A 24,521-nucleotide genomic window follows, 5' to 3' on the forward strand; every position below is an offset into this window, starting at 1 on the left:
CAAGGTTTGAGATGGCGAAAGCAGCAGATGCTATGCATACTAAACTGGTGAGATAAGGAGATGTCAGGATGAAAAATGAACTGGATCTAACTAAAGTTCTGCACGCTTATGAAACGGTCGTAGCAAAAGGAACACCGACTGAGCACGGTAAAATGTATGAGGGGGTAGAAGCCTTCTCAGACTACGATGGCTATAGCATTTATTTGCGTGGTAATGGAGTAGAGCTTAAAGTGGGCTTTCATAACACATATCATCTTGATTACGATCAAGAGCATTTGCGTGACAGCTTTCTTAAGAAAGTCTCCATGTTGGCCAAGTAGTCGAAAGCCCCTTATGTTAAGGGGCTTTTAATATCCACTTAATCTTCTTCTACTAAGGTCCCGTCATTTGAGTAATCTCCCACAGTTTCAGGTTTGCTCCGGCCATTCAATGTGTGGAAACGTTTCCTACCTCGAGCAAGCTGAACGTATTTTAGCCATACACGTTCTAGTTTAGACTTGGCTTTTGAGGGGTTTTCTAACACTTTAATAAAGTGTTTCTCCTCTGGATTATCGGGCTCTATTGTTCCTGTTTCCAGCCCCTGCATGGTATCACCGTACAGGGTTAGGATTTCTTCTTCAGCCAGTGTAAAGTCACCAGATTTGGCAAAGCCGCGGGGAAACTTTTCATTGTCAAAAAAACGTTTTTTGCCATGACGAAATAGAGTGTCAGACATATCAGGTCGCCTCTGTTACCATATTTAGTTGAACTAAAACGAAAAGTAGGCCTAAATTTCATAAAAGAAAAACAAAACCTTTTTATCGTATCCATTAAACACTTTTATTAAAGGTGTGAATCGGTTTATCTTGTAGAAATTATGTTGAACCAGTAAAGATGGTTGATTCCAATCGAGGTCTTTCATGGATGTTAAAGTTTTTAAGACATTTTTAGAATTGGCTAATGTGCGTCACTTTGGGCGTGCTGCAGAGAATTTGTACATTACTCAGGCAGCTGTTAGTGCACGTATCAAGCAACTTGAAAATTACTTTGATACACAGCTTTTCATTCGAAACAGAAACAATATCAAGTTAACGTCCTCTGGTGAACGTTTGGTAAGTTATGCTGAGGTTATGGTTGCGACGCTTCAGCAGGCTAAATTGGAGCTATCTCTTGAAAGCGGCAAAGCGCTTCAGTTAACTATGGGCGGGACGCCTAATGTGTGGGATGCATATTTGCAAAACTGTTTGAGTGTAGTGACTGATTCATTCGGTGGTTATGGCTTTATGGCTGAAGTGATGGGGCGAGAGTCTCTTAATCGTAGCTTGCAAGAGCGAACCTTGGACATGGCCTTTGCATTCGATCAAATTAAGGCCGATGAACTTTACTGTAAGCGAGTGGCAGACATAGTCTTGGTGCTGGTGTCTACCGATGAACATCACATTGGTAGTGTTTTTGAAGACAAATACGTGTACGTCGATTGGGGAACCAAATTTGCATCAGAACACGCGGGAAGACACCCTAAGATCCCAGCGCCATACTTAAGAACATCAACGGCTCGTATTGCGCTTGATTTTATATTGGAAAAAGGGGGGAGTGCTTACTTACCCACTTCCCTAGTCGAGCCTTTTGTTACCAGCGGACAGCTTTTTAAAGTTACTGGCGTTGACGATTGGAATCGGCCCATTTACCTGAGTTATCGCAAAGCGAGCTCGTCGATTGAAGCTATTGAGCAGGTCGAAGAGCTAGTGAGAGATATAGACCCCACGACGGCTTATTCACTGCAACAAATGGCCGATTTGCCGATGGATGAGTAAGCTTGCTCGTATAACTTATTTCTAGGGAGAGTTTGCTTTAAAACAGACTCTCCCTACTTCATTGAGATAAAATTTTAAAAACTCAATAGCCCATTAACTGCAATAGGTTTTCGGCCGTAGTAATGGCTTCTTTACGGTTAGCAATGGCAAGCTTTTGATATAGGTTACGGATATGAGTTTTGATCGTTGTTCCTGCAACATCGAGCTCATGGGCAATTTGCTCATTGCTAAATCCTGAATAGATTAACCCAAGCACCTGCCATTCGCGCTGAGTCAGTGGGCTGGTGCGTACTAGTTCAGGTACACTAGGATGATGGATTAACTTATCAACAAAATCTTCATCGAAATGCACAGAACGACTTCGCTGACTACTTGCTATCTCCTTGAGTAACTGTTTAGCACGGTGACACTCAAGATCGCTGAGCTCATTATTATTGATCAAATCATCTAAAACCGATCCAACTCGGGTTCCTTCAATAAGGAAGTTACCAAGAATTCCTGTCTGGTTAGTCAGCTCCAAGGCTTGTTTTAGCAATAATTTTGCTCTTGTGTCATCGTTTTGAGCGGTTGCAAGGACAGTTTCAACAATTAAGTTACGATTGTTATCTGTCACCAAATGATAGGCATTTGCTTCCTGTTGTAAAAAGTTTAGGGTTTCTGAAGCTTGATCGAGCATACCTAAGTTTATTTGGGCTCGGGCAATGTTTCTCCATTGAAGCTGAGTGAAATGATTGCAAGCCTGTTCTGGCTGTGAGGTATTATCCAGCCAGCGCTGCATAGATGACATATCATCTCTCGCTTGCCAAAACAGAATCAGTGATAACGAGGCGTTAGCCATCCAGTCGACATGATAAGTAGATTGTTGGAGTAAATGTAGGATGTTATCGATGAACTTGTTGGCTTTATCGAGCTCGCCTCTAGCTATTGAGATGCGGGCAAGCATTGAATAGCAATGCAGATGCTTACTTGGGCTTGCGTCGCCAAGAACCCTAAGACCTTTGTAGGAGCACTCTTCGGCTTCATCGAGTCGATTCCAGCACCAGAATACTTGTGCTCGAAGGCGTAGGAGAAATTCGTGCATTGGTACCTGTTGTAATTGGTGTTCTTCTACCAATCTAAACGCATTCTCTTGTACTTCGAATGCAGCTTGTACATACCCCTGAGCAATGAGTATTTCGCTTTGTTGAAGCATCGCCCAAAGTGCTTGATGGTAAACTTGATACTGCCGAGCCAGTTTCTCTGTTTGTTGCATCATAGGCAGTGCTCGGCTTAGATGCCCTAACACATGGTTAACTTCACCTATTACAGAAGTAGCGACGATTCGGCTGCGATATTCATTGTTATCGAGTTGTCCAAGAGACAGTTCAGCGAGCTCTAACGCTTTCTCAGGTTCATTTTGATTAATGGCTACTTGGGCACGTAGGGCATTCAACTCTCCCATTTGTTGAGTATTTAGAGATACATTAAGCGCTTTCATTTGTTCATCAGCTTGGGATAGCAAATGACCGACATCATTATATCTGTGTTGGCTTTGGGCGAGCCAAGCTTGAAGCATACATAACTTAGGTTGGCTGTATAGCTGTGTTTGAGACAAAGTATTCATTGCTTCTTCTAGTGTTTGAAGCTCACCAGAATTAAACATTTCCCAGCCATATTTGCACAGGATCTCTGCAGTGAGGTCTAGATTACCTGCCTTTTGAATGTGTTGGAGCGCTTGATGAGGTGATGACAGTTTTAACCATGCCTGCGCTGCGGTTTGATGTAAATCTTCAACTTGGTGAGGTATACGCGCTGCGCGTTCATGGGCAAGAAATTCAGCGAATAAATTGTGAAAGCGAAACCAGTTTTGTTCTCCTTCTAGTGGATGTATAAACAAACCATAACGATTGAGAGACTCGATAATATGTAAGGCATCTTTTCTTTGCGTAAGCTCGCTTGCTAAGACATCATTAAAATGGTCGAGAACCGAGCATTGCAATAAAAATTGGCGTGTGTCTGTATCAAGTTGCTCAAAGACTTCCTCAACCAAATAATCCCATAGATGGCTATGATTAAATTGTGAGTAGGACTCAAGTGACTGAGCTAGACTCTTGTGTTGACTCAGTGTTTGAAGTGCAATTAGCTGCATTGCTGATGGCCAACCTTCTACGTAGTCACGTATGTTACTCACGACAACATTATCGACATTCCCTGATATTCGAGCACTGAAAAAGCGGTTGGTTTCCTCGTAGTCAAAAGCGAGAAACTCATGACCAATTTCTATCATTAAATCGCGAACTCTTAGATTTGCCGTGCCAATAGGTGGCGTCGATCGGCTGGTGACAACCAAAGTAAGGTTGTCGGGCATGTGTTTGATCAAAAATCGCAATGCTGCGTGGATTTCAGTGTTAGAAATGAGATGAAAATCATCAAGAACGAGATAACACTCTTGGTTACAATGGACAAGTTCAGAACAGACTTGGCTAAATAGCGAATCAAGAGAAGAGAACTGCCTCTTCTCGGCGAGTTTTTGTGAAACAGAGCAGGTGTTATGAGTTGCTTTATTTAACGCTTTTAGTAAATAGTTGACGAAGCGAAAGGCGTCGTTGTCGCTTTCATCAATGTTATACCAGCCGACATGTGGCTTATCGATTAACCACTGTGAGGCCATTGTCGTCTTTCCGTATCCTGCGGGAGAGCGAAAAAGTATCAACTTGTAGCAGTGTGCGTTATGCAGCAAATCGAGAACTCGCGGTCGAGTAATCGCATGGTGCAAACGACCTGGGCGAGTTAGCTTAGAAGGAATCCACATCTTTTTTCCCCTGTGCTCTAATAATCATAACAAGGATGTATCTTTGGAGCTCGTCTGATAATGACATCGATGTTACTTGAGAACTTCGGAAGCCGTTATTGGTCAGCCACCATACTTTTGCACATTTCACACTTTGAATTCATCTACGCCCTAAAATTGGGAGGTGAATCACTTATAAGAGGCTCTATAGCTGTACCGAATGCCAAAAATTGCACCTATCTTGATGAAAGTTGCGCGGTCAAAGGAGATATTTTGTGATCAGATATGCATATTAATTAATTTGTTAAAATTTTGTCCCTTGGCGGCATCAAACAAAGATTATGGTTAAACACGTTGTGCGATGTGATCTTTATCACCGCCAGTTACTGTGGGCCTAGTGTATTTGGGAGTTAGATCACTGAGGTTAAGCGTAGTAAGATTCTACGCCCTACCTCCTCCTCCTAAAAGGCTTTGGAATTAGGAGGATGTTGCCGTTATTGCGTCATTGCACGATATCGCTGAAATGGATTAACCCCGATAGATGAGAATTCTCCAATGAAACCTACTCAACAGAAAAGTTTTGATACGGCAGCATTTAAGCAAAGCGTTAAGAAACATTTAACGTCAACTTATGCTACGACAGAAGAAAGGGCCAGTAGCCGTTCTTGGTATTTAGCTATGGGAAGTGCGCTGGCTGAACTGACAACGTTTGATATGCTTCAAACTGAGCAAGATAACAAGATTAACAACGCGAAAAGTGTTAATTATTTATCGCTTGAGTTTCTAATTGGCCGTTTGACGGGTAATAACTTAATTAGCCTTGGACTGTATGAGCAGGTTAGTCAGGCAATGACAGAGCTGGGACAAAGCTTGACCGATCTTCTGGAAGAAGAGCGAGATCCATCATTGGGAAATGGAGGATTGGGCCGGTTGGCAGCTTGCTTTATGGATTCTTTGGCAGCGCAAGAATTTCCAACTGTTGGGTATGGCCTCCATTATGAATATGGCTTATTTAAGCAATCTTTTGTTGATGGGCATCAACAGGAATCGCCTGATGCTTGGCGATGTGTTGAAGGTTACCCGTGGGAGATTGCTCGTCCTGAGCTTGCCCAAGAAATTGGTTTTTACGGTCACGTTGAGGTTTATCAAGAAGAGGGCAAAGAAAAGCGGCGCTGGATACCTGGCATGTCTGTAAAAGCTATGCCTTGGGACTTGCCAATTGTCGGTTACCAATCGGATACCGTTTATCCTTTGCGCCTGTGGGAATGTCGAGCAATTGCGCCTTTCTCACTGGCGAGCTTTAACAATGGCGATTATTTTGAAGCTCAGCATGCCCTGATTGATGCTGGGAATATTACCAAAGTCTTATACCCAAATGATAACCACGAGAAGGGAAAGACCTTACGCTTAATGCAGCAGTACTTCCACTCTGCGGCATCTGTGAGAGATATTTTACGTCGTCATGAAGAGGCTGGGCATACGCTAGCGTCTTTGCCCAAGTACGAAACCATTCAATTAAACGACACACACCCAACCATTGCTATTCCAGAGTTGATGCGTATTCTCATTGACGAGAAAGGCCTAGGCTGGGATGAGGCTTGGGCTATTAGCTCTGAGACATTTGCTTATACTAACCATACCTTGCTGCCAGAAGCTTTGGAAACTTGGAGTGAATCATTAATTGAGCGACTGCTTCCACGCCATATGGAAATTATTTACCACATTAACCATCTATTTTTACAAGAGGTACGCCGAAAATGGCCCGGTGATGTAGCGAAGCAACAAAAGCTATCCATCATTGAAGAAGGCTTTCATCGTATGGTGAGAATGGCTAACTTAAGTGTTATAGGTTCTTATGCCGTAAATGGAGTCGCTGCCCTTCATTCCCAGTTGGTTAAGCGCGATTTGTTTCCTGAATTTGATGACTTGTACCCATCTAAGCTACAGAATGTGACTAATGGTATTACTCCACGTCGCTGGTTGAAATTTTGTAACCCAGACTTGTCTGAACTTATCTCAAGTAGAATTGGCAATGAATGGCCAGCACACTTAGAGCAACTTGAGCAAATCGCTCAGTATGCCGATGATGCTGAGTTCCAGCAGCAATTTATGGCGGTTAAGAAGCGCAATAAGCAGCGTCTTGCTGATTGGGTAAAAGAGCAGCTGAATGTTGAACTCGACACCAAGGCTATTTTTGATGTGCAGATAAAGCGTTTACATGAGTACAAGCGTCAGCATTTAAATATGCTGCATATTTTGTCGCTATATCACAGATTACTCAATGATCCTGATTTTGATATGGTGCCTCGTGTTGTCTTCTTTGCGGCGAAAGCGGCGCCTGGATATCATCTTGCCAAGGACATCATATTCGCTATTAATAAGATTGCCGCGAAGATAAATCATGATCCGAGAATTGGTAACAAGCTAAAGGTTGTATTTATTCCTGACTATCGAGTGAGTATTGCTGAGATCATCATCCCAGCAGCTGACGTATCGGAACAAATATCAACAGCAGGTAAGGAAGCGTCCGGCACTGGCAATATGAAGATGGCACTTAACGGTGCATTGACTATTGGCACTATGGATGGCGCGAACGTCGAGATTCGTGAAGAAGTAGGCGATGACAATATCTATATTTTTGGTCTCGATGTGAATGAAGTCGCCTCATTGAGAAGCAACGGATACAACCCATTCGATTATTACCATGCTGATCCCTTACTCAAAGCATCGTTGGATCTTCTGCTAGGAGACGAGTTTACACCAGGTGAGCCAGACAGATTGCGCGCGACTTACGACAGTTTACTTGATGGCGGTGATCCCTACTTGTGTCTTGCTGATTTTGCGTCTTATGTGCAGGCGCATCAGGATATGGATAGGCAGTATAGAGACCAAAGCAGTTGGGCGAAAAAAGCGATACTCAATACGGCATTAGTCGGTAAGTTTAGCTCAGATCGTTCAATTAGAGATTACGTTAATAATATCTGGAAATTGGAAGCTATTAAGCGCTAGTAATACTCATCAAGCCAAGTCATTTATGGGCTTGGCTTTTACTTATCAACACTCAATACATGGAAGGTAGAGAGTTTTTCGGAGTTAGCGATGACACAAAAAAACGCATTAGAACAAGTCGCTGAAATGGCTAATATTGCCACTAGCTACGTCAGTGCATGGGGTCAAGAAACACAAGTTGAAGATCAGACTATTCGCAATTTATTGGCCTCTTTAGGTTACGACATAACCTCAGAGGAAAAGTTAATTCATTCGGCGGATAAAAAGCACAAACAAGAGGTTTTAAACCCAGTATTAGTTGTTCGTGATGGTGATCCTGTATATGTAAGCATGAATTTGGGAACGAGTGCTCGTGAAAGTGAGTTTAGCTGGCGTCTTGAGACCGAGCAAGGTGCTGTCTTAGAGGGGTATCTACAATCACAGATTGTGCGTGATGAGCGAAGTTCAGGAGGCCCTCTGGTCTTTGCATTACCCGATGACCTTGAATGGGGCTATCACAAGCTCACTATGACTCGTAAACGCCGTAAATCACCATATACCATGACCTTGATTATTGCGCCTAGGTCTTGTTACAAGCAAGAAGCCCTCAACAGCGGCAAAAAAATGTGGGGGCCAAGCGTACAGCTTTACACGCTTCGCTCTCAGCATAACTGGGGTATAGGTGACTTTGGGGACTTAAAACAGTTGGTATCTGATATTGGTTCAAGGGGAGGAGATTTTGTTGGCTTGAACCCTATTCATGCTTTGTTTCCCGCCAACCCAGAAGCCGCGAGTCCGTACAGTCCATCTTCACGCCGCTGGCTAAACATCATGTATATAGACGTCAGCTCAGTGGCTGAGTTTTCGCTCTGTGTTGAGGCTCAGCAAAAAGTGGGTAGCGCAGACTTTCAACAGCGCTTGCACAAAGTACGAGATGCGCATTGGGTAAACTACACAGAAGTTGCGAATCTAAAACTAAGTGTGCTTCCTTTACTTTACAGAGAGTTTAAAAAACGCCATCTAAATAAATGCACCAATAGAGCGGAGGCCTTTTTAGCATTTGTAGAGCAGGGTGGGGAAAGTTTGCTACACCAAGCTGCTTTTGATGCATTGCATGCTGCTCTGCAAAGTGAAAATCAACAAATTTGGGGCTGGCCAGCTTTTTCGCAAGATCTTCAACATTTTGATAGCAAAGTGGTTGAAAATTTTATTGCTGAAAATATCGACCAAGTACATATGTATATGTATTTACAGTGGGTTGCTGACATCCAAATTCAAGAAGCCCAGGCATTAGCCGAAGAAAAAGGGATGTCGATTGGTTTGTATCGAGACTTGGCTGTTGGTGTTGCAGGGGCGGGTGCTGAAACTTGGGCTGACAATGGCAACTTGGTTATGGATGTCAGTATCGGCGCTCCGCCAGATGTATTAGGGCCTTTGGGACAAAACTGGGGATTGCCTCCCCTTAACCCACAGACTCTGCAAGCTACTGGCTATGATGCTTACATTAAGCTTTTACAAGCTAACATGAAGCATTGCGGCGCATTACGTATTGACCATGTGCTTGGGTTGCTGCGTTTGTGGTGGATCCCAACTGGGAAAAATGCTACTCAAGGCGCCTACATGTATTATCCCGTTGAGGATATGTTATCTATTCTAGCGCTGGAATCGCACCGTCATCAATGTAGTGTTATTGGTGAGGACTTAGGAACCGTTCCGGATGAGATTGTTGAACTCTTAAGTGAAGCTGGTGTTCATTCTTATAAAGTCTTTTTCTTTGAAACATCAAAGGTAGACGGTGGATATGTTTCACCCAAACACTATACGCAGCAGTCAATGGCTACATTGTGTACCCACGATATGCCAACTCTGCGGGGCTTCTGGCATTGTGATGATCTTAAAATGGGTCAAGAGCTGGGGTTATATCCCGATAAAAATCAGTTGGATGATTTGTTTACTAATCGCCTGAAAAGTAAGCAAGGAATTCTTGATTCAGTGGCATGGCATGGTTATTTACCTGATGGGGTGGGCCGCGACGCTCAATATGTTCCTATGGATTCTTATCTCGCTGAAGGGCTTCAGCAACATGTTGCGGCGGGGTCTTCAGCACTGCTTAGCATCCAACTTGAAGACTGGTTAGAGATGGATAAGCCAGTCAATATTCCAGGGACCACCGATGAGTACCCTAACTGGCGGCGCAAGCTCTCTATGAATCTTGATGAAATATTTGCCAAAGAAGGGGTGAATCGTATAGCCAGTAAGCTAACTAAAGAGCGCAGTAAAGCAGGTTAGTTAATCTAGGATCGAGTTTTATGTAACAAGCTATTGGTGATGAAAGAGCCCGCATTTTAGAGCGGGCTTACGTGCATCTAATAAGGCATAGAGCCGGTTAAGCGCGTACTCATATAGGATACTCTTGGCCAAAAGAACTTGAGTGAATCGATATGTTTAATGAGTCAATTGCTGACTAATTCAGGCTAGGGAGAGAATCGTTTGAAAACGATGATACAAGACAAAAACAGTGTAATGCATGATCAGCTATCAAGTGCATCTTGCGCCGATCCATTTTCATTTTTGGGGCCCTATCAAGCATCAAAACGTTGTGCGCTAAGAGTTTGGATGCCAGGTGCAGATAAAGTTGAATTAATCATTGAGGGCGAAAAACGTTTGGCCCTAAAACGAGAAGGTGACTCAGGATTTGTACTGCGTGAGCGCTGCGATTTAAGTCAAACTCATTATAAACTTGCTGTGACTTGGCAAGATGATGAACACATCCTTGATGACCCTTACCAATATCACGAGATATACGCTGACTATGAGGACTTACATACGCCCAAAGGTATGTATCATCACATGGGGGCTCAATTCGTTACTTTACAACGTGCTGGTAGGTGTATCCAAGGTGTACGGTTTCTTGTTTATGCACCTCATGCATCAGCGTGCAGTTTAGTCGGAGAGTTTAATCAATGGGATGGTCGTCGCACCCCAATGCAAAGGTTAGACTATGGTATGTGGGGCATTTTTATTCCTGGCTTACAAGAAAACGAAAAATACAAATTTGAACTTAAAGGCCCAGATGGTAGAGGTTTACCGCACAAAGCTGATCCTTGGGGTGCTTATGCGGAGCAATACCCATCCTTTGCCTCATTAACCTACGATCACAGCCGATATAATTGGCAAGATTCACAGTGGCAGAGCCGCCCCGTTACTGAAAAAACTAAACAAGCTTTGTCTTTTTATGAGCTTCACTTGGGATCTTGGCGTCGAAAAGAGAACGGTGATTTTCTTACCTATCGTGAACTCGCCGAACAGCTTATTCCGTACGTAAAAGATATGGGTTACAGCCATATAGAGTTAATGCCAGTCTCTGAGCATCCATTTTATGGCTCTTGGGGCTATCAACCTGTGGGCTTGTTTGCTCCTACAAGCCGATTTGGTTCGCCAGATGACTTTAAGCACTTTGTCGATCAGTGTCATCTAGCGGGAATTGGTGTTGTGATTGATTGGGTTCCTGCGCATTTCCCCTCCGATGATCATGGTTTGGCTAACTTTGATGGCACTCCTCTGTTTCATGATCCAGATCCTCGCCGTGGCTGGCACCAAGACTGGAACTCTTACATTTATGATTTAGGTCGTGAACATGTGCGCCGTTTTCTTGTTTCTAACGCTTTGTATTGGTTTGAACAATTTCATATCGATGGAATTAGAGTCGATGCCGTGGCATCAATGCTGTATTTGGATTACTCCCGCAGCCATGATGAGTGGATTCCCAACGTTGATGGAGGAAATGAAAACTACGACGCTATTGCAACGTTAAAGTGGATGAATGAAGAGGTTTATCTTCATTTTCCAAATGCAATGACGATCGCTGAAGAGTCAACGGCGTTCCCTGGAGTATCGTCCCCAACTTTTCTTGGTGGTTTGGGCTTTGGATTTAAGTGGAATATGGGGTGGATGCATGACTCACTATCCTATATCAAAGAAGACCCTGTCCATCGTAAGTACCATCATGACACTATTACTTTTCCTATGGTTTATGCACACAGTGAGAACTACGTATTGTCTTTATCTCATGATGAAGTTGTGTACGGTAAAGGGGCAATCCATAGCAAAATGCCGGGAGATGAATGGCAGCAGACGGCAAATTTGAGAGCCTATTTAGGTTACATGTACGCGCAGCCGGGTAAAAAGCTTAATTTTATGGGGACAGAAATTGGCCAGACAGCGGAGTGGAACCATGAAGATCAATTGCAGTGGTTTTTACTTAAGTTTGAGCGTCATCAAGGTGTACAATCCTTAGTCCGTGACTTAAATAAACTCTACTCCTCTCAGCCCGCTCTGTATGAGCTTGATTGTGAACCTAGTGGCTTTGAATGGCGTTTACAAGATGCCGCACAAGCTTCTATTTTGGCGCATGAAAGGTTGAGTTCTCATGGAGACCGTATTTTGGTTGTCACCAACTTTACGCCAGTGCCACATGATAACTTTCGGCTTGGTGTCCCATCAGCTGGTGAATATCAGTTGTTACTTAGTACAGACGATACTTGTTATGTGGGGAGTGGCTATTTAGTTCCGCACTCTATATTGACAGAGCCAGTTGAAAGTGAAGGCCATTCTCAGTCGCTAAGAATGAAAATTCCGCCACTGGCAAGTGTGTTTTATAAGCTCACCTAGATGGTTTTATCTAAGAAAAGTAAACGCCCACTAACTTCTGAGTCAGTGGGCGTTTTATATTGTGGTTAATTAAGCTTTAGTTTGTTACTTGGCTGTGTTTGGGAGTTTCTGCTGAATGCTTTTGACTCCAGCGATCGACGACCATAGAGCCGATTAAATCACCTTGTACGTTAACGGCAGTTCTAAAGGTATCAAGCGGTCTTTCAATGATAAGAAGAATCGCGATTGCCTCAAGCGGAATTCCTGCGGCCAACAGGACTAATTGCATACCAGACATGGATCCGGAGGGCATTCCTGGCGCTCCTACTGATGAAACCATCGCCATAAGGAAAATCATAACAATAGCGCCTGTTGAAAGATCAATACCAAAGAGTTGTGCTAGGAAAACGGCAGCAACACCTTCAAATAGGGCGGTGCCATCCATATTCATTACTGCTCCCATAGGCAAGACTAGACTGCTTGTGGAGTCAGATACTCCAAGCTTTTCTTTCGCTGTTTGTAAGCTAAGAGGCAGAGTTGCTGAACTTGAAGAAGTAGCGAGAGCCATGGACATAGGCGCTGAAATCGCTTTGAACAATGAAATTGGCGATGTGCCAGTTGCCAGTTTTGCAATCACAGGCAGCACGACCAAACTGTGGATCATGGTCAGTCCAAAGACGAGTAAGCCAAACTCGAATAATTGGCTAAACAAGGTACTGTTAGACTCAATTGTTAGCTCGAAAACGATAGCAAAGACCGCAAATGGCGCTAAGCGAATAATACCTCTAACTAGGGTAGAAATGCTCTGATTGACTCCTTTGACAACCTCAAAAACAGGATGAGAATTATCTAAAGTTGCCAGCAGTGCTATCGCAATAAGAATGGAAAAAGTGACGATGGCAAGTAGGTTACCACCTGACAAGGCGGCAATTGGATTCATGAGCGCCATAGAAAGCAGTTTGTTTAAAATGCTTACCCCTTGAGCAGACGAATCATCAATCAGGGTTAAACTATCAGCGGCAGGAGGTGCAGAAGTCAGGGGAGTCCATTCAGGCATCATCAGCGCAGCGCCTAGGCCTATGCATATCGCAATGGTTGTTGTGATCAAGTAGTAGACAACAGCAACCGAGCCGACTTGTTTCAGTCTGACAAGGCTTCCGATATTGCTAATACCTTCGATTAAGCTGAACATCACCATGATGCCGACAATGGCTTTTAGAAGACCTAAATAAACTAGCTTGATGAGGGATAGAGGTTCACTTAGTGCCAGCAAAGTTTGTTTTTCAAAGGGTAGTAACTGAGTTGTAGCCCAAGCAACGAGTGCAGCAATAACAATTTGGGTAGTTAATGATTGTTTTAAAAAGGCTCCCATGCCTTGTTCCTTGTATCTATTTGAAAGAACGCCTTATGAAGAGACGAAGTCGAATAAGAGACGAAGGGTAAAATAAAATCCCTAGATTGGATAGTAGACTTTGGTTACATAACCAAAGATAAAGTTATAAGAAGTCGATAGATATTGTTTTTAAAAGACTCTTTAAGAGAATTATTTTTCATATCGACATTTTGCCTTATGGTTTACCATGATTTTTCTCAATTTCCCACCTTTATCCCTAATGCTAATTTCACATAGCAGGCTAAAAAGAAGAGGTCGCTTTCCCCCATGCAGATTAGGTTTTGTAAGGGCTTATCATTGTGTTCAAACTTATAGATTTTAACAAAATCGACATTATTAACGGAAAAAATAAAGCTGTTTTTATTAATTGTGAATTGCTGTTGATTGGTTGATGTTTTGCTGATTAACAATGTTTTTATAAAATTTCATTATGTCTATGGGCCATGGCTTGTTAGTTTTATGGACGTTATTTTGCATTGTGAAATAACTTATTTTTATATGTGATTGTATGGACGTAAAACATAGATAGGTTATATATGAAATTTAATAAATTGAGTGTATTAGTCGGGGTCGCTTTGCTTCCATCGTGGAACGTACTAGCGGATACAATAGAGCAAACATTAACTTTTGCTCCTGATAACTGTGTACCAGGCTGGTATTGCCAGTATAAGGCCAGCCCTAGTGATCAAGATGGTTTAGATACAAGTCAACTCAGCAGTTATGCAATAGAATTTAAGTCTCTTCCACAAGTACCAGGCGTTAATGTCGGTGAGTCTATATGGAGTAATGGGGCTTTCGTTGTATCTGGTGGGAATGCTGCTGGCCAAGAAATGCAGCAATGGCCAGAGTTTTCCGCCGATGTGGTGTTTGATGGAACGCCAAGCGGTGGAAGTGGCGGTGGAACAGAGGGTGGCACAGGTGCCTTGCCTACTGAAAATGCCATTGTCCATCACGTTACTTTCCCTTATGATGATGCACAGACGACAATTGATGTTTTCCACTTAAATACACCTTATGCGACAGATGTGGTCATTTCTAACTTGATTGCCGGTACTTTGTATTCTTACCTCGTTGAGAAAAAATATCCTGAAGTTAATTTCAATAAGGAATACCTAGTCGGTTCAATATTGTCGCAATTGTTGCAAGAAGCGGGGCTATCGGATTCTAGAATCAATCCTGATTATTCTGCGGAGGCCAAAAAACAACCTATTCATGAGCCAAACTATGCGAGTTCACTATTGGCCGTAGGTCAAGGCGGTCCATACCAAATTAATGACTACAATAAGCGTCTACCAGATACGACAACCGCAGGCTCTTTAGGGCTAATAAACTATGACGCACTATATCAAGGTTTGGGTTATACCATTGATGATCAGGACAGTGGTGTGCAAGGTGAGAGAGTTGGCCCTGATTCCCTAGAAGATATTTATTTTGGCCCAATCGCTGCGACGTATTTCCAATTTAACGATATTAACCGCTTAGAAGTTTTGGCTGGTCAAAGCTGGTACCAGAACCAAGAAGCATGGAACACTTGTTTTAATACAGCACTTAAGGATGAGAGATTTACTAGCGATCCTAATGCCCTTCGTTTGACCGATTTTTTAATAAATGTCATTTACAATGCTGGCAGCTATAGTGTTGCATTTGGTGATTACCTTGATGTTTGTGTCGATGCTTATGGAGACGGAACAACTTTCGACTTTACTTCAGAGTTACCATATTTAAACAGCTATGATCTAGGCCCAGAAGAGTATAAACAAAAGATATCTGCTTCAGGAGAAGAGTGGTGGTACCGTTATCCTCGTCAAGTATCCTTCTATGCAGATCAGTTGTTTGGAGAGGACTTAGTTGCATCTGGCCTCAATATGACAAACAACCAGCAGTTCACAGTGGCTGATCTCGAGCCTGTGTTTGTCAAAGTATTTGCTCAACTATCCTATAAAACCCAGCAAGATCAGTTGCCAACTCTAATTAATGAAGCTACCGCACAGCAAGCATTTGCTCAAGCGGTAGAAACTGCTGGAGTCACTCTTGAGACTAGATACTCTTTGTCCGATGAATCTCAGCGCAGTGCTTTATTTGATTTCCTCTATCAAGCATTTGGACAGCTAGAGTCTCGTACAGCAGATCTCGGTGCGGTTAGTGGAGAGATCACAGGTGACGATAATGGCGGTGACAATGGCAATGGTGGAATCACGCCTCCTCCTGTTGATGGCGCAGAATGGAATGCATCAACAGAATACAGTGTTGAATGTACCACGGTTACATACCAAGGTCAGGAATATCAGAACCAATGGTGGACGCAAGGAGATACACCGGATCCTGCTGAAGGTGATACGTATAACAAAGTGTGGCGTTTCCCCGGCGCTGCCAGCAACATGTGTCCGTAAATGATACTTTTGCATCGTTTCTAAGCGAATCAAGATCGAACAAAAACGCCATGAGTTCCTATTCATGGCGTTTTTTTTTCAACTAATTTGTATTTAGGTGAAATTTTATTAGATGTATTTCTATCTAGTTAACTAAGACGCTTAATGAAGGCTTGGCTTGAGTCAGGATGTAGCGTAGTGGTTTTTGTAAGAAAGTCGAGGTTGAAATGGAGCTAGCAAATCAGGTACAGGCGTGGTTATACGCCGGAAACTCGTCTGTTTTCGCACTATTTATTGGCATCATTATACTTTCTTATCTCCTTGAAGATTTGGCTATTGTTACGGCGGCGACACTTGCAGTGCAGGATGTCATGCCAATGGGTACAGCACTGTTTGCAATTTTTGTTGGTATCGCAACTGGTGATCTGGGTCTGTACTTCATGGGCAAAAGCGCTCAGCGAATTCGATGGCTGCGATATCGTATGTTTCAGTATCGGCGAGTTCGGCTGATCAATAGGAAGTTGCACCAGAATGCTTTCTTAACTCTGTTTATCGTTCGGTTTATTCCAGGGCTTCGCACCGTCGGCTTTACCTTAAGCGGTTTTATCGATATTCCTATTTTGCGCTTTTTAGTTGCGGTTATCAGTGCAACCTCACTTTGGACAATTCTGATTTTTGGCTCATTTTATCAGCTGGGGAATGTGGCTTGGCTCAAAGATAGCCACATTATCTGGGCTCTGATACCAGTGGGGCTATGCTTAATGTGGATGCTAAACAAAATTATTACAACGACCTTATTAAGAGGCATGTATGACAACGTTCGATAATATTCAAATAATTCCACAAGGCAAAGTTAATGGTGGTATGCCAATACTTCCGGCCCCTAAACGGACTATTTCGCCGTTTGAGTTTCTGCCAGCCTGGTTTGTCTACGCACCTGTTGTGGCACAAAGTGCCATCTTAAGTCTTTATCACAGAGACTGGGCGCTGCCTCTGATTGCCAATCCAGCCATCAAACTGAGTGGCATGGTCGGAGAGTCGAAACATGACATTTTTGGTGCTGCTGGAGAGCTAACACGCCAATGGATTTTGCCCTTTATTACGATAGAGAAAACACAAGCTGATCCTGCGAAACAATTTATTACTATCAAAGATAAAATGCAGCAGCATGCATTGTGCTATCCACTGGTTGCTAAGCCCGATCTTGGTTGTCGAGGGGTAGGGGTGAAGTTAGTCAAAAATGACCAACAGCTGCGAGATTACATTGATCTTTTCCCCCAACAAGGGCGCTTTTTACTCCAAGAAAAATCTGGCTATCGGGCGGAAGCGGGTATTTTCTACGTACGTCAGCCTGAAGAAAAGCGCGGAAAAGTTATTTCGATTACTTTGAAATATTCTCCTTCTGTTGTGGGAGACGGTCAATCGACGCTCAAACAGTTGATTGAAAGCTGTCCAAGGGCAGGACAATTAAAGCATTTGTACCTCCCGCGCCATAAGGAACATCTGGGGCTTGTTATACCGAAAGGAGACGAATTTCAGTTAGCATTTGCTGGTAGTCACTCAAGAGGATGTATTTTCCGTAATGGCAATCAATTTATTACGCCAGAGCTTGAGCAGAAATTAGATCAGATATTGGGAGAGTTCACCGGTTTTAACTATGGTCGATTAGATGTGAAATTTAGAGATATTCATAAGCTAATGTCTGGAGAAGATTTCGATATCTTAGAAATTAACGGAGCCAGTAGTGAAGCTGCCCACATCTGGGATAGCGACACCTCCCTATCACATATTTTTGGCACTTTGCTTCAGCAGTATCGTTTGTTGTACCAAATTGGTTCGAAGCACAAAAAACAAGGTCATAAGACCCCTACCCTAGGCGCATTATTGCAGGCCTGGCGTGAGGAAAAACTGCTAACCCAGCTCTACCCAATGACAGATTAATTGCACTGCTTGTAGGACATATTATGAAAAATATACCGACTGGCTCAGAAGAATTGAGTCAATCTATGCCTTCTCAAACCGTTATTGGGTGCCTTGAAACTCTCAATCAGGGGCTGGAGTTCTTAGAGAGACTTTCTCCAGAAGACTACACGTTTATCGCTGCTCCACATGTGACCAGCTCTATTGGAGAGCATTATCGCCATTGGCTCGATCTTTTCCATGCGATCCGTTTGGACTGCGATAAGATTGATTACAACGTCAGGCGACGTGGTCATCACGTTGAAAGAGAAATCAATACAGCTAAGCAGGAAATAAAACAGCTAATTGAATGGCTATTTGAGTTGCCTGCCAATCGCCTAGAACAAATCGTTATTGTCGAAACTGAAGTACTGTTATCTCAAACTTGTGCGCAAGAAGTTCAATCTTCTCTAGCCCGTGAATTGACCTTTGCTGCGCTCCATGCGACTCATCATTTTGCGATGATTAAAGTCATGGCCTCTTTAAAAGGCATCGCATCCGAGACTGATTTTGGGCTTGCCCCAGCGACAGTAACCTATCAGAGGGCGCAGTAGATTATGTGTACACTATCTTGGACCTATCACAACCGTGATCATTATGAAGTGTATTTTAATCGCGATGAACAGCGGACTCGTCTTGCGGCAATTGAACCTCAGGATTTCATTCTTGATAATACTCATTGTTTGATGCCCATTGACTCTGTTGGTGGTGGAAGCTGGATATCCACCAATCAATATGGAGTGACTATTTGTTTACTCAATTACTACCAAGGGCAATCACCGGACGGGATCCTTACAAGTAGAGGCTTGGTCGTCAAAGCTCTGGCAGGCAGTGACTCCAGTTTAGCGGTTAATGTACGACTATCAGAGATGGACTTATCTTCTTGTGCTCCTTTTACATTAGTTTCGTTTGACCTAAGCGGATCTAAGCAAGCGAATGCGTGGACATGGGACGGTAAAGAGTTGCAACAATCTGTTGTGAATACTCCAGTTATATCTGCGTCTAAGCATTTCCAGGCTGCTCGCCGTTACAGAATCGAGTTATATGAAAGATTACGCCAGTCCAATGATAAACAACATCTCGGGGTTCTTTTTCACCTTAACCGCGATAAAGATTGCCCGCATCTCTCGCCTTTGATGTCGCGAGATGATGCCAGAACGGTCAGTTTTACTTCAGTATCGGTTTGTGCTGACAAACAGGAAATGCACTACCAATCGATTGATGATACTGGCCGTATAGATTTTGAAATAGTAAAGAAATGTTTAATGACTAATATGACAGAGCAAGGAGTTTTTAAATGAAGAAGTTATTGGCCGTTTTAGTGTTATTGATCAGCTGGCCTTCTTGGTCTGCGGACAAAGTATCCACCGGTATCTTTAGTAATAAAGCGGTAAGTGGGTACGACACCGTAGCCTATTTTACTGAAGGAAAACCGGTTGAAGGAGACAGTAAATGGCAATTCGAATATCAAGGTGCTGATTGGTACTTTTCTTCTCAGGAGAATTTAGACAAATTCAAAGCAGACCCTGAAGCTTACGCACCCCAGTATGGCGGTTACTGCGCTTGGGCGGTTTCGGCTAAGAATGATTTTGCTTCTTCAGACCCTGAGCAATGGGCGATTGTTGATGGCAAGCTGTATCTTAATTACAACGAAGATGTAAAAAAACTTTGGGATAATGACCGCGCTGGTCATATTAAAAAAGCTGATGTTAACTGGCCAAATCTGATCAAATAAAAAGGATTTTGATGATGAAAATTTCTCCGGTAAAACATATTCCTTCTGCCTTTATCGCGTTTGTATTTATTCAATCGCTGTTCTTTAAATTCTCGGGCTCCTATGAGACCGACCATATCTTTGGCACTTTAGGTGAATGGTCAGGTATTGAGTGGTTTGGCGTTTATGGGGGGTATCTAATCGGTTTTGCTGAATTGACTGCTTCAGTGCTGCTTTTTACCCGATTTCATGGTGTGGGAGCCGCAATGAGTGCAGGAATTATGACCGGAGCAATTTTCTTCCATCTCTTTACCCCTCTTGGAGTGGTAATGCCTGAATTTAATGCCATGGGTGAGATTGTCGGCGACGATGGTGGTTTGCTGTTTGGTATGGCCTGTATTGTATGGGCATGTGGTGTTTTCTTGTTTATCCGAGATGTTAAGACGGAAGGTTCGTTCACTCGAAGTCTTCTAGTTAAAGGAGAGTAATATGCAGAAAAGTCCTTTTCGATTACCTCGTAAAACGCCTTTTGGCATTGGAGAAAGCGTGGTGGAGTGGGCGACTGGTTTGTCGACTTTAGATGCTTTGTATATGCAAGATGAGCTGCCTGAAGATAGCTTTGATTTCATGCATGAAGCACTCAATCGCATTGGAACGCAATATCGAGTGGATTACGGTAGCTTGGACAGCATTCCTGAAGAGGGGCCGTTGCTGATTGTTGCTAATCATCCATTCGGGGGTATTGAAGGGATTATTCTTGCGTCACTTATTTCAAAAGTACGTAAAGACGTTAAAGTACTGGCCAACGAGCTTCTAAAGAGAATTCCAGAATTGGATGACCTATTTATTGGCGTGGATGTGTTTGGTGGTAAGCAAGCACGGCTCACAAATAGCAAAGCGATTAAATCTGCCAATAAGCATTTGCAGAAAGGTGGAGTGCTCATTCTATTCCCTGCCGGTGAAGTGTCAGCTTGGCAGGCTCATGATAATAAGGTGACAGATAAAGCTTGGAGCAAATCGGTGGCCAAGTTTGTTAAGCATGCTCAAGCAACAACAGTTCCTATTTTTATTAACGGGAGAAACAGTAAGCTCTTTTATCAAGCGGGACGGATTCATCCACTATTGAGAACGGCTTTGCTAGGACGTGAGCTGCTAAATAAAGCAGGTCAAACCATTTCTGTGTCAGTGGGTAATCCTATCCCATTTTCAGAAATAAAGGGATTTGAAAAAGAGAGTGATATTACCCAATATCTGCGCCTCAATACCTACTTAATGGGTAGCATGGGCGGTAAATCAAACACTATTGACTCGACATTGATGAGTGGTTTACCCATTGTTGACCCGGTTGAATCGGATGACTTACAAACTGAATTGACTCAGATTGAGGAATACAAGCTTTTAGAGCAAGGTGACTTTGAAGTTTATTGTGCTCCGACATCTTCTATTCCACATATGATGAAAGAGATAGGACGAGTGAGAGAGCTGAGCTTTCGTGAAGTAGGCGAGGGTAGTGGTTTAGCGTGTGATATCGACAATTATGATCCTAATTATCACCAGCTGTTTGTTTGGCATAGAAAAAACAAGGATTTGGTGGGAGCTTATCGACTTGGGCTCGTTGATGAGTTAATGGCAAATGGTGGATTAGAGCAGCTCTACTCAACGAGCTTATTTAACTATGATCTCGCTTTTTTACAAACATTGGGTCAATCGATTGAAGTTGGTCGCTCTGTTGTGGCGAAGCAATATCAGCGCAATATACATTCTTTACTGCTATTGTGGAAAGGCATTGCTAAGTTTGTTCAGCGTCACCCTAAATATACCTACTTGTTCGGCCCTGTGAGTATTAGTAATGATTATAGCCCGGTGGCTCGTCAGCTTATTGCTTCTGTGATGTCAGTGCATTATTACGATGAAGAAAAAGCTAAGTTAGTTTCTCCCACCACACCGCTTAGAGAAAGTGGGCAGGAATTCTGGCGTCCAGATATGTTGACTTCGTTAGCAGATTTACCTTTGCTCTCCAAAGTATTAGAGCGCTTGGATCAAGGCATGGGCGTCCCCGTATTACTGAGACAATATCTTGGTTTACACGGTAAGTTAGTGTGCTTTAATGTTGATCCAGCCTTTAACTATGCGTTAGATGGCTTGATTGTTGTAGATCTCACTGCGGTACCTACCAATACATTAGGAAAATATATGGGGAGAGAAGAGGCAAAAGCCTATCATGCTCAGCATCTCGATACTGAATAGTGAGCAATTGCCACCTTTTAACTATATCAACTGTTTGAGCACTTTGATAACCCCATCTTCACGGTTACTGGGTGCTCTGAATTTGGCGGTCTTTTTGATGGTTTCATGCGCATTATCCACCGCATAAGAGTAATAGCTTTCTTCCAGCATTTCTAAATCATTTAAATAGTCACCGAAACTCATCGTTTGTTGATGATTGAAACCTAATGTATTTTGAAGGTGTTTGATGGCTGCACCTTTTGAAGCATCAATATTCATCACATCAAGCCATATCTTGGCGCTAACAACCACCTGATGAGAGTGGCCAAATTGTGGGTTCATTTTCGGAAAAACGTGTTCCTGCGTTCCGTTGAAATGACATATCGCGACTTTAATAAACTCATCTTCGACACTCAGTAGGTCATCAACGGTTTGGCAGCGGTGATAGTAATGAGAAATTTCCTCAAGTGCTTGTGGATCTTGAGTTTCAATATAGGCTGAGTGCTTACCACATAACACAATGTGCGCGTCTGCGATCTCTCGTGCCTGCGATATAATCGCTTTAATGGATTCGTTAGCAATGGTGCAGCAGTATAGTTCCTTATCTTGATGCATCACCAGAGTGCCATTTTCTGCGATGAATATCATGCGATCTTTAATCGGTTCAAATGTATCTCTTAAGCTGTAGTATTGACGGCCGGAAGCAGCGGCAAATCTAATGTTTTTCTGCTCCAGTTGCTCAAAAACAGCAAAAAATTCTGGGTTAAGCTGACCGTTTTCGTCTAAGAGAGTCCCATCCATGTCGGAGGCAATAAATTTAATATCCGTGAGCGACATACAGTGTTTACCTAAAGTTTTAAAATGACCAAGCCTAAAGGGGAATCGGCTAAAGATAGCAAATAAACTACAGTAACCAGAGATAATCGCAAGTCTATTAATAAAAGCGGGGCGTTTTTAGAGATATTTAAATACGAAAGCGGATAAAATGCATTTCTAGATCAACATCAATCGCCAATTCTGACAGGTAATCTGTTTTAACAATACTTTCAATTGTGGCTAACCAGAATTTCATTGCCACTTTATTTTCTTTTAGTATTCTAACTTGCCATTGTCCCGGGTACTTTTCAGTCAGTTGCTGAAAAGCGCGTTTCCCTACTCCCTGACCTTTGAACTTCTTCAGTACAAAATACTGTTCAATGTCCCAGATACTTTTACATTCAGGGTATCTTCTTAAAAGCACAAATCCGGCAATTTCATTCTCTACATAAATAAAATATGGCTTGTGATCATTCTGATGCCAATATGCAGTAAGGCTGTTTTTATCAAAGGTAAACAGACCATTATCAGTGATGCTTAACCCAAGAAATTCAGACATATCATAAACATAATAAGAAAAGAGATTTTCCAATACACATTTTTGGTTATACATGATCTCTTTAAGGTTTATATTGTTCATACAATAGCCTCTGCTACTATGGGATGAAACTGCCCAGCTATGCTTGCTTGATCAAGAGTGCATAATAAGACACCGGATCGCTTGTTGTTAGATCCTGCCACTTGCTCACCATTTGAGTACCAGGCACTGTTGTTGCCACATGTTTCCCATCCTCCAGTACGAGAAATATGGTTACATAATAAGGTGGGTAATTGGTGGTGATACGCTATCTTGGATAAGATTTCTGCATCATGTCGATAACCTGACGGTGAAATCAGTGCGCTGACAAGATATAGGTTAGCTTTATTTTCTATCGCACTTTGGGCGTGTTCAGGGTTGGAAAAATCAGCACACACAGCCAGTGCGATGTTATGCTCTCCAATGGTAAATTGGTAATTTTTTTCCCCTGCTGAGCAATATTGTTCTTCACCATGGTGTAAGTATTGCTTCGAATAAAAATCAACCTTACCGCAGGGTGAGCAAATCACTGACCCTATGTGAGGCTTAGTGCCTTTAGAAGCTAAAAAGCATCCTGCAATAACCATTATATTATTGTTTTTGCTGATTTTTGACAGTTCATCAAATAGGCGATCAGATGATTCTAGCGCTAGCTCATTAGCTAGATCGAGCTCATAGCCAGTTAATGATAGCTCCGGAAAAACGACCAATTGTGCGCCTAACGAAGCGGCGTGCTTTATATGAATAAGATGTTGATTCAGATTGGTATTAAGGTCACCCCGTATAACGGGACACTGAGCTAGGGCGATAGTGAGATTAGACTGCATGTTTTTCTCGAGTATGTTGTTGGTGAAACATGATTATTTACAGCCACTCTAAGCCTTCATAAGGCGCAAGCTGTAAACTGGTTAAGCGTGTGTTTAGATTTCCACAATGGATCTCCAACTTATGATCATCGGGGTCTAGCAGGTAAACTGACTGTCCTTCGCTGTGATTGGCTTTCCATTGCCTGACATTGTGTTGTTCAAGTTTGTGGCAAAGTGTTGAAAAATTCTCCTCCTCGACACTGAATGCGATGTGGCTGTAATCTTGGCTTGGGTAGGGTGTATCACAAGACAAGCATAACCATAAGTCGCCAGCACAAAGGTATGCCCCCTTTGTCCACTTTACCCGACCTTGCAAACCAAGGATTTCAATATAAAACGCGAGAGATGATTCTAAGTTGCTCACTGCGAGTGTGATATGATTAAGGCCTGAAATCATTGC

Annotated in this window: 20 protein-coding genes; 13 read left to right on the top strand and 7 right to left on the bottom strand. The window is 42.8% G+C overall.

The genetic code is table 11. The features are described 5' to 3' along the window. The first annotated feature begins 68 nt into the window (after nt 1–68). Nucleotides 69–320, top strand: coding sequence for a DUF3081 domain-containing protein (locus MHN79_RS03535; protein WP_160929000.1), 252 nt, complete (start codon nt 69–71; stop codon nt 318–320). Between the two features lie 38 nt (nt 321–358). Here the strand turns inward: MHN79_RS03535 and MHN79_RS03540 are convergent, their stop codons facing one another. Then, nucleotides 359–715, bottom strand: coding sequence for a DUF413 domain-containing protein (locus MHN79_RS03540; RefSeq protein WP_239171745.1), 357 nt, complete (start codon nt 713–715; stop codon nt 359–361). Nucleotides 716–899: 184 nt separating this feature from the next. Here MHN79_RS03540 and MHN79_RS03545 point away from each other — a divergent pair, with 184 nt between their 5' ends. Beyond that, entirely contained in the window at nt 900–1,793 is an 894-nt protein-coding gene (locus MHN79_RS03545; RefSeq protein WP_239171746.1) for a LysR family transcriptional regulator, read from the top strand. 82 nt (nt 1,794–1,875) lie between these two features. Here the strand turns inward: MHN79_RS03545 and malT are convergent, their stop codons facing one another. Beyond that, nucleotides 1,876–4,584 (bottom strand): HTH-type transcriptional regulator MalT, encoded by a 2,709-nt coding sequence (gene malT / locus MHN79_RS03550; RefSeq protein WP_239171747.1) that lies wholly within the window; start codon nt 4,582–4,584, stop codon nt 1,876–1,878. Between the two features lie 534 nt (nt 4,585–5,118). Between malT and MHN79_RS03555 the strand changes: the two genes are divergently transcribed. The 3 genes from MHN79_RS03555 to glgB all read left to right on the top strand — a co-directional run bounded on the left by MHN79_RS03555 (nt 5,119) and on the right by glgB (nt 12,222). Beyond that, nucleotides 5,119–7,572, top strand: coding sequence for a glycogen/starch/alpha-glucan phosphorylase (locus MHN79_RS03555; RefSeq protein ID WP_239171748.1), 2,454 nt, complete (start codon nt 5,119–5,121; stop codon nt 7,570–7,572). A gap of 90 nt (nt 7,573–7,662) precedes the next feature. Next, complete coding sequence (gene malQ / locus MHN79_RS03560) at nt 7,663–9,840, top strand: 4-alpha-glucanotransferase (protein WP_239171749.1); 2,178 nt, start codon at nt 7,663–7,665, stop codon at nt 9,838–9,840. A 210-nt stretch (nt 9,841–10,050) separates the two neighbouring features. Then, complete coding sequence (glgB, locus tag MHN79_RS03565; RefSeq protein WP_239171788.1) at nt 10,051–12,222, top strand: 1,4-alpha-glucan branching protein GlgB; 2,172 nt, start codon at nt 10,051–10,053, stop codon at nt 12,220–12,222. 76 nt (nt 12,223–12,298) lie between these two features. Here glgB and MHN79_RS03570 read toward each other — a convergent pair whose 3' ends face one another. Beyond that, nucleotides 12,299–13,573 carry a dicarboxylate/amino acid:cation symporter gene (locus MHN79_RS03570; RefSeq protein WP_160929010.1) on the bottom strand — a complete coding sequence of 425 codons (1,275 nt, stop codon included), beginning with the start codon at nt 13,571–13,573 and terminating at the stop codon, nt 12,299–12,301. Between the two features lie 557 nt (nt 13,574–14,130). Between MHN79_RS03570 and MHN79_RS03575 the strand changes: the two genes are divergently transcribed. The 8 genes from MHN79_RS03575 to MHN79_RS03610 all read left to right on the top strand — a co-directional run bounded on the left by MHN79_RS03575 (nt 14,131) and on the right by MHN79_RS03610 (nt 21,883). After that, entirely contained in the window at nt 14,131–15,984 is a 1,854-nt protein-coding gene (locus tag MHN79_RS03575) for a carbohydrate-binding protein (protein ID WP_239171750.1), read from the top strand. 206 nt (nt 15,985–16,190) lie between these two features. Beyond that, nucleotides 16,191–16,790: a VTT domain-containing protein gene (locus MHN79_RS03580; RefSeq protein ID WP_239171751.1), complete on the top strand. Its 600-nt coding sequence runs from the start codon at nt 16,191–16,193 to the stop codon at nt 16,788–16,790. Next, nucleotides 16,774–17,904: a D-alanine--D-alanine ligase gene (locus MHN79_RS03585; protein WP_239171752.1), complete on the top strand. Its 1,131-nt coding sequence runs from the start codon at nt 16,774–16,776 to the stop codon at nt 17,902–17,904. The genes MHN79_RS03580 and MHN79_RS03585 overlap by 17 nt, the downstream gene beginning before the upstream one ends. A gap of 23 nt (nt 17,905–17,927) precedes the next feature. Beyond that, entirely contained in the window at nt 17,928–18,476 is a 549-nt protein-coding gene (locus tag MHN79_RS03590) for a DinB family protein (protein ID WP_239171753.1), read from the top strand. Nucleotides 18,477–18,479: 3 nt separating this feature from the next. Further along, the gene (locus MHN79_RS03595; protein ID WP_239171754.1) at nt 18,480–19,223 is read left to right on the top strand and encodes an NRDE family protein; all 744 of its coding nucleotides are present in this window, start codon (nt 18,480–18,482) and stop codon (nt 19,221–19,223) included. Continuing rightward, a complete protein-coding gene (locus MHN79_RS03600) occupies nt 19,220–19,657 on the top strand; it encodes a YHS domain-containing (seleno)protein (RefSeq protein ID WP_239171755.1) in 438 nt (145 codons plus the stop codon). Before MHN79_RS03595 ends, MHN79_RS03600 begins: the two co-directional genes overlap by 4 nt. Before the next feature lie 14 nt (nt 19,658–19,671). Beyond that, nucleotides 19,672–20,124: a hypothetical protein gene (locus MHN79_RS03605; RefSeq protein ID WP_239171789.1), complete on the top strand. Its 453-nt coding sequence runs from the start codon at nt 19,672–19,674 to the stop codon at nt 20,122–20,124. 1 nt (nt 20,125) lies between these two features. Further along, the gene (locus tag MHN79_RS03610; protein ID WP_239171756.1) at nt 20,126–21,883 is read left to right on the top strand and encodes a GNAT family N-acyltransferase; all 1,758 of its coding nucleotides are present in this window, start codon (nt 20,126–20,128) and stop codon (nt 21,881–21,883) included. Between the two features lie 21 nt (nt 21,884–21,904). Here the strand turns inward: MHN79_RS03610 and MHN79_RS03615 are convergent, their stop codons facing one another. The 4 genes from MHN79_RS03615 to fos form a co-directional block, all read right to left on the bottom strand. Further along, nucleotides 21,905–22,699, bottom strand: a complete 795-nt coding sequence (locus MHN79_RS03615; protein WP_239171757.1) for a Cof-type HAD-IIB family hydrolase — start codon at nt 22,697–22,699, stop codon at nt 21,905–21,907. A 127-nt stretch (nt 22,700–22,826) separates the two neighbouring features. Next, the gene (locus MHN79_RS03620) at nt 22,827–23,318 is read right to left on the bottom strand and encodes a GNAT family N-acetyltransferase (RefSeq protein WP_239171758.1); all 492 of its coding nucleotides are present in this window, start codon (nt 23,316–23,318) and stop codon (nt 22,827–22,829) included. After that, entirely contained in the window at nt 23,315–24,082 is a 768-nt protein-coding gene (locus MHN79_RS03625) for a carbon-nitrogen hydrolase family protein (RefSeq protein ID WP_239171759.1), read from the bottom strand. Before MHN79_RS03625 ends, MHN79_RS03620 begins: the two co-directional genes overlap by 4 nt. 37 nt (nt 24,083–24,119) lie before the next feature. After that, complete coding sequence (fos, locus tag MHN79_RS03630; RefSeq protein WP_239171760.1) at nt 24,120–24,518, bottom strand: fosfomycin resistance glutathione transferase; 399 nt, start codon at nt 24,516–24,518, stop codon at nt 24,120–24,122. Between the last annotated feature and the right edge of the window lie 3 nt (nt 24,519–24,521).

The sequence above is a fragment of the Vibrio sp. Of14-4 genome (assembly GCF_022347625.1).
Classification (GTDB): domain Bacteria; phylum Pseudomonadota; class Gammaproteobacteria; order Enterobacterales; family Vibrionaceae; genus Vibrio; species Vibrio pristinus.